Consider the following 4,770-nt stretch of genomic DNA (forward strand, 5'->3'; position numbering starts at 1 on the left):
TGAGGAGCGGGGGGTCGGGGGCCGGCCCCCGAGTAGGGACGATGGGGGAGGGTAGGGGCGGCGGGGGCGAGGGACTACTCCCCAGGCCACTCCGGCCGGCGCTTCTCGTTGAAGGCCGCGACGCCCTCCGCCCGGTCGCCCGAGAAGGCGACCGAGCGCCACGCGGCGTCCTCGATCTCCAGACCCGCGCGGAGATCGAGCCCGTGGCCGAGCCGAAGCGCGCGCTTGGCGGCCCGCAGGCCGACGGGCGAGTTGGCGGCGATGCGGGTGGCCAGGGCCAAGCCCTCCGTATGGGCCTCGCCCGCGGGGACCAGGACATCGATCAGTCCAAGGTCCGCCGCCTCCGCCGCCTCCACCCGCCGCGCCGAGAAGATCAGCTCGGCCGCCCGCGCCGCACCCACCCGCCGCGGCAGCAACTGCGTACCCCCGCCCCCGGGAATGACCCCGACGGACACCTCGGGCAGCCCCACCACGGCCGTACCGTCCGCCACGATCAGATCGCAGGCCAGGGCCAGCTCGAAACCGCCGCCCAGCGCGAACCCGTGCACTGCGGCGACGGTGGGCATCGGCAGATCGAGTACGCCGGTGTACGCGGCCCGCGCGAGCGGACGCTGACGGACCAGCTCGGCGTCCGTGAGGGAGTTGCGCTCCTTGAGGTCGGCGCCGACGCAGAAGGCCCGCTCGTGCGTGGAGGTGAGGACGACCGCTCTGACGTCCCGGTCCGCGGCCAGCGCATCGCACGCCGCGGCGATCGAGCGGGCCATGTCCGTCGACACGGCGTTCATGGCCTTGGGCCGGTCCAGGACGAGCTCGGCGACGTACGACGACGTATGGCGTCGCACCACGACGTACTCCCCGAACCGCTGCTCCGCGCCTTGCTCGGACATGAGACTCTCCCGGTTCACGGTTTACGTTAACGGCGGTTAACTTCCCTGCGTCCCGATCATTCCAGCCGCCCGCCTGGAGGGAAAGTCCCGCCCCGGACCCCTGTTCGCCGCATCAATGTCCCAAATCATTACAAACATACCTAACCTGGAGTGATGGGCGGTGACGATGTGCGGTTGAGGGCCGTGGTGGCGCTGGCGCAGGGCATGGCCGCCGCGCACGCCCCGCGGGAGTCGTGGCGCGCGGCGGCGGCCGGAGCCTGCCGGGCACTCGGCGGGAGCTTCGCCGCGCTGTCCGTGTGGGAGCGGGAGCTCGGACGGCTGCGGGTCCTGGCGAACGTGGGGGAGCGGGCCCGGGACGAGGAGGAGTTCCCGGAGGACGAGGCCTACCCCGTGCACCAGTTCCCGGAGATCACCGAGTTCCTGCATGAACGCTGGGTCGGCGGCGGCGGCCCCAACGCCTGGGTGGAGACGGCCGACGGACCGGCCGCGGGGCACGCCGAGTACTGCCATCAGCGCGTCGCCGCCCTGCGCAGACGCGGCCGCGGGTGCTGTGTCGTCGCGCCGATCGTCATGCACGGGCGCGCCTGGGGCGAGTTGTACGTCGCCCGCCCGGCCGGGGCCCCCGTCTTCGACCGTGCCGACGCCGATTTCGCGACCGTCCTCGCCTCCGTGGTGGCCGCCGGGATCGCGCAGACCGAACGCCTGGAGGAGGCCCGCCGCCTCGCCTTCACCGACGCCCTCACGGGCCTGGCGAACCGCCGCGCCGTGGACATGCGCCTGGACGAGGCCATCGAACGCCACCGCGCGGAGGGTGTGGTCGTGAGCCTCGTCGTCTGCGACCTCAACGGCCTCAAGCGCGTCAACGACACCCGGGGACATGCCGTCGGCGACCGGCTCCTGGAGCGTTTCGGGTCCGTTCTCTCGCTGTGCGGCGCGATGCTGCCCGGCACGCTCGCCGCCCGCCTCGGCGGCGACGAGTTCTGCCTGCTGGCCGTGGGTCCGGCCGCCGACGAGGTCGTACGCGTCGCCGACGAACTGTGCCGTCGCGCCGCCGAGTTGGAGCTCGGCGAGGGCGTCGCGTGCGGTGTGGCGTCGACCGAGGACCCGCTCGGCCCCGTCCGCTCGGCCCGGCGGCTCTTCCGCCTCGCCGACGCGGCCCAGTACCGCGCCAAGGCCGTACGTTCCGCGAAGCCCGTCGTCGCGGGCCGCGAGGGGCCGGACGATCCGGTTGTCCGCCTCGCCGACGCGCCCCCGCCCGCGGCGGCCGAACGCCGGCGGTTCCGCGGCCGTCGGTAGGGCGGCTGCTCGCCCGTCCGTCCCTGCGGAGTCCTGTGTGTAAGGACCCAACCCGCCACCCACTAGTGACACCAAGGCATTCACTGCGTACGCTCCTGAATATGGATATGCACACTGTGGTGGTGGGGACGACGGGTGTCACCGCGTCCGACGTTCTCGCCGTGGCGCGCGGCGGCGCCCGGGTCGAGCTCTCCGACGAGGCGGTCTCGGCGCTCGCCGCGGCCCGCGAGATCGTGGAAGCGCTGGCGGCCAAGCCGGAGCCCGTGTACGGGGTCTCCACCGGCTTCGGAGCCCTCGCGACCCGGCACATCAGCCCGGAACTGCGCGCCCAGCTGCAGCGCAACATCGTGCGGTCGCACGCCGCCGGCATGGGCCCGCACGTCGAGCGCGAGGTCGTCCGCGCCCTGATGTTCCTGCGGCTCAAGACCGTCTGCTCGGGCCGCACCGGCGTCCGCCCGTCCGTCGCGCAGACCATGGCCGACATCCTGAACGCCGGTATCACCCCGGTCGTCCACGAGTTCGGCTCCCTCGGCTGCTCCGGCGACCTCGCGCCGCTCTCCCACTGCGCCCTGACGCTCATGGGCGAGGGAGAGGCGGAGGGCCCGGACGGAACGATTCGCCCCGCCGGTGAACTCCTCGCCGCCCACGGCATCGAGCCCGTCGAACTGCGCGAGAAGGAGGGCCTGGCCCTCCTCAACGGCACCGACGGCATGCTCGGCATGCTGGTCATGGCCCTCGCCGACCTCGACACCCTCTACAAGTCCGCCGACATCACCGCGGCCCTCTCCCTCGAAGCCCTCCTCGGTACCGACCGGGTGCTCGCCCCCGAACTGCACGCCATCCGCCCCCACCCGGGCCAGGGCGCCAGCGCCGCCAACATGCTGGCCGTGCTGAAGGGTTCGGAGCTGACCGGCCACCACCAGGACGACGCCCCGCGCGTCCAGGACGCCTACTCCGTGCGCTGCGCCCCGCAGGTCGCGGGCGCCGGCCGCGACACCATGACCCACGCCCGCCTGGTCGCCGACCGCGAACTCGCCTCCGCCGTCGACAACCCCGTCGTCCTGCCCGACGGCCGCGTCGAGTCGAACGGCAACTTCCACGGCGCCCCGGTCGCCTACGTCCTGGACTTCCTCGCCATCGCCGCCGCCGACCTCGGTTCGATCACCGAGCGCCGCACGGACCGGCTCCTCGACAAGAACCGCTCGCACGGCCTGCCGCCGTTCCTCGCGGACGACGCCGGCGTCGACTCCGGCCTGATGATCGCCCAGTACACGCAGGCCGCCCTGGTCAGCGAGATGAAGCGGCTCGCCGTCCCGGCCTCCGCCGACTCCATCCCGTCCTCCGCCATGCAGGAGGACCACGTCTCGATGGGCTGGTCGGCCGCCCGCAAGCTCCGTACGGCCGTCGACAACCTGACCCGGATCGTCGCCATCGAGCTGTACGCCGCCACGCGCGCCATCGAGCTGCGCACCGGCCTCACCCCGGCCCCCGCCTCGCAGGCCGCGATCTCCGCCGCCCGCGCCGCCGGAGTCGCGGGCCCGGGACCCGACCGCTTCCTCTCGCCGGACCTGGCGGCGGCGGACGCGTTCGTGCGCGGCGGCCACCTGGTCGAGGCCGTGGAACCCGTGACCGGCCCACTGGCGTAAGGATTTCCGGGGTTCCTTCGGACGTACGAGGTGGGGGCGCCGGGGCGTCGCGACGCCCCCACCGAAAACTGTGCTAGGGTTCCTAACGAAACGTTTTTGGTACCCATTAACTTTGTGCGCCTGAAAGGAATCCTCTCTCAGGCGCGTTTTGTTTTTCCGGTCATTTCCGGATGGGAGCCACCTATCTTGGAGAAATGACATGGCTACTGGCACCGTGAAGTGGTTCAACGCGGAAAAGGGCTTCGGCTTCATCGAGCAGGACGGCGGCGGCGCCGACGTCTTCGCCCACTACTCGAACATCGCCACCTCGGGCTTCCGTGAGCTGCAGGAGGGCCAGAAGGTCTCCTTCGACGTCACGCAGGGTCAGAAGGGCCCGCAGGCGGAGAACATCGTCCCCGCCTAATTCCGGGACGCGCATCACGCGAGCCGGGGCCCGCACCTTCGGGTGCGGGCCCCGGCTTGTGCTGTCCGTGTGTCCCTGAGCACGGGAAAACCGTGAGGCCCAGGAAGGAATTCCAGATCCAGCATGACTCGATCCGAACGTCCTGAACGACCCGCCGGCAAACGCCCGGCGAATTCCCGGGGTTCCCGTGGCTCTCGTGGCACACGCGGCGGAGCCCCTGCGGCTTCCGCCAACGGCGGCGCAAGGAACGTACGCAAGAAGCCGTCCCAGCAGTCGACGGCGCCGCGGGAGTTCACCCTTCCGCAGACGCTGACGCCCGCGCTGCCCGCCGTCGAGTCCTTCGACGCGCTGGACATGCCGGCCGCACTGACCAAGACCCTCACCGCGCAGGGGGTCATCGAGCCGTTCCCGATCCAGGGCGCGACGCTCCCCAACTCCCTCGCCGGGCGCGACATCCTCGGCCGGGGCCGCACCGGCTCGGGCAAGACCCTCGCCTTCGGCCTCGCGCTGCTGGCCCGCACGGCCGGCCGGCGCGCCG

5 protein-coding genes are annotated in these 4,770 nt (G+C 72.2%); 4 read left to right on the plus strand and 1 reads right to left on the minus strand.

Annotated elements, in window-relative coordinates:
* Window positions 1-74 precede the first annotated feature (74 nt).
* The gene (locus tag O3Q52_RS49015; RefSeq protein ID WP_269654916.1) at window positions 75-887 is read right to left on the minus strand and encodes an enoyl-CoA hydratase/isomerase family protein; all 813 of its coding nucleotides are present in this window, start codon (window positions 885-887) and stop codon (window positions 75-77) included.
* A gap of 153 nt (window positions 888-1,040) precedes the next feature.
* On the opposite strand from O3Q52_RS49015, the gene O3Q52_RS49020 reads away from it, so the two are divergent.
* The 4 genes from O3Q52_RS49020 to O3Q52_RS49035 form a co-directional block, all read left to right on the plus strand.
* Window positions 1,041-2,183, plus strand: coding sequence for a sensor domain-containing diguanylate cyclase (locus O3Q52_RS49020; protein WP_269654917.1), 1,143 nt, complete (start codon window positions 1,041-1,043; stop codon window positions 2,181-2,183).
* A 107-nt stretch (window positions 2,184-2,290) separates the two neighbouring features.
* Entirely contained in the window at window positions 2,291-3,829 is a 1,539-nt protein-coding gene (hutH, locus tag O3Q52_RS49025) for a histidine ammonia-lyase (protein WP_269654919.1), read from the plus strand.
* Between the two features lie 199 nt (window positions 3,830-4,028).
* Window positions 4,029-4,232 carry a cold-shock protein gene (locus tag O3Q52_RS49030; protein WP_053661143.1) on the plus strand — a complete coding sequence of 68 codons (204 nt, stop codon included), beginning with the start codon at window positions 4,029-4,031 and terminating at the stop codon, window positions 4,230-4,232.
* Between the two features lie 123 nt (window positions 4,233-4,355).
* Window positions 4,356-4,770, plus strand: a 415-nt coding sequence (locus O3Q52_RS49035; protein WP_269654918.1) for a DEAD/DEAH box helicase, incomplete at its 3' end; no start/stop codon positions are given.

The organism is Streptomyces sp. ActVer, assembly GCF_027270795.1.
Classification (GTDB): Bacteria; Actinomycetota; Actinomycetes; order Streptomycetales; family Streptomycetaceae; genus Streptomyces; species Streptomyces umbrinus_A.

Coding starts and splice junctions, on each gene's coding strand:
- O3Q52_RS49015 (WP_269654916.1), bottom strand. CDS start 887: ATGTCCGAGCAAGGCGCGGAGCAGCGGTTCGGGGAGTACGTCGTGGTG.
- hutH (WP_269654919.1), top strand. CDS start 2,291: ATGCACACTGTGGTGGTGGGGACGACGGGTGTCACCGCGTCCGACGTT.
- O3Q52_RS49030 (WP_053661143.1), top strand. CDS start 4,029: ATGGCTACTGGCACCGTGAAGTGGTTCAACGCGGAAAAGGGCTTCGGC.
- O3Q52_RS49020 (WP_269654917.1), top strand. CDS start 1,041: ATGGGCGGTGACGATGTGCGGTTGAGGGCCGTGGTGGCGCTGGCGCAG.